General features: G+C 69.4%; 1 protein-coding gene. It reads right to left on the bottom strand.

From position 1 onward, the window contains the following. Positions 1 to 1,144 (bottom strand): IS110 family RNA-guided transposase (locus ABD269_RS35270; protein ID WP_425573046.1); only part of this gene is annotated, 1,144 nt, incomplete at its 3' end. Positions 1,145 to 1,321 lie beyond the last annotated feature (177 nt).

Below are 1,321 nucleotides of genomic sequence, written 5' to 3'. Positions count from 1 at the left end.
CACGGATCAGGGCCCACAGGACGTTCACCCGCCGCCGGGCCAGCGCGAGGACAGCCTGGGTGTGCCGTTTGCCTTCGGCGCGCTTGCGTTCGTAGAAGCGCCGCGAGGCGTCGCAGCTGCGGATGCTGATGAGCGCGGAGGTGTAGAAGACACGTTGCAGGCCGCGGTGGTAGCGCCGGGGGCGGTGCAGGTTGCCGCTGACGTTGCCGGAGTCGCGGGGTACCGGGGCGACTCCGGCAAGGCTGGCGAGGCGGTCGGCAGTGCCGTAGCGGCTCATGTCGCCCGCGGTAGCGGCGAGGAACTCGGCGCCCAGCAGCGGGCCGATGCCGGGCATACTGGAGATCACTTCGGCGAGTTCATGGTCGCGAAACCGGGCCGCAATGAGTTTGTCGGTCTCGGTGATCTGCTCGTTGAGGCCCATCACCTCCTTCGCGAGGGTGTGGATCACCTGCGCGATGATCTTCTCCCCGGGGACGGCGGTGTGCTGGCGTTCGGCTGCCTCCAGGGCGGCTGTGGCGAGGGCCTCGGGACTGCGGACGTGGCGGTTGCCCAGCCAGGTTTCCAGCCGCTTGCGGCCGGTGCGGCGCAGGGCGGCCGGGGTCTGGTACCCGGTCAGCAGGATGAGCGGGCCGACGTTGCCCAGATCCAGAGTCCGCTCCAACGCGGGGAAGACGCCGGTGAGCTGACCGCGCAGGCGGTTGATCCGGCGGGTGCGGTCGGCGTTCAGGTCGGCCCGGCGGTTGGTGAGGACCCGCAGTTCGATGGCGTGTTCGTCGTCCGGCCGCAGGACGGCCAGGTCGCGGCGCATCCGGGCCTGGTCGGCGATGACGGTGGCGTCCTTGGCGTCGGTCTTCCCGGTGCCCCGGTAGCCGGCAGCGGCGCGGTTGACCGCGAGGCCGGGGATGTAGACGAGCTGCTGGCCGTGGTTGAGCAGGATGTTGATCCACAGGGCAGCCATGCCGTCAGCAACGTCAACGGCCCAGACCACGTCCTCGCCGATGGCCAGCACGTCGGCGAGCAGAGCCAGCAGCTCCGGCTCGTCGTTCAGCACGCGCCGCGACAGCAGCCGTTTGCCCTCGACGTCCAGCACCACGGTGTGGTGGTGGGTCTTGCCAATGTCCGTTCCCACCCAGATCCGGGTCACTTGTTCCTCCGGTCGTTCGACGCGCGCTGTTCGTCCGGACGACCTCGCCAGCATGGTCCTACTCAGCGATGCACCCGCAGGGGCCCGCAGCTCCTAATCAGCGGCCGAGTCGTCGTGAGACGCCGGGCGGCCAGGTGAACTGAACCATCTTGGGCAACCGGCTGAAAGCCATACCCG

Source organism: Streptomyces blastmyceticus (genome assembly GCF_039521185.1).
In the GTDB taxonomy this organism is placed as follows: domain Bacteria; phylum Actinomycetota; class Actinomycetes; order Streptomycetales; family Streptomycetaceae; genus Streptomyces; species Streptomyces blastmyceticus.
The sequence above is the reverse complement of the archived record's forward strand: the minus strand, read 5'-3'. Positions and strand labels throughout refer to the sequence as shown.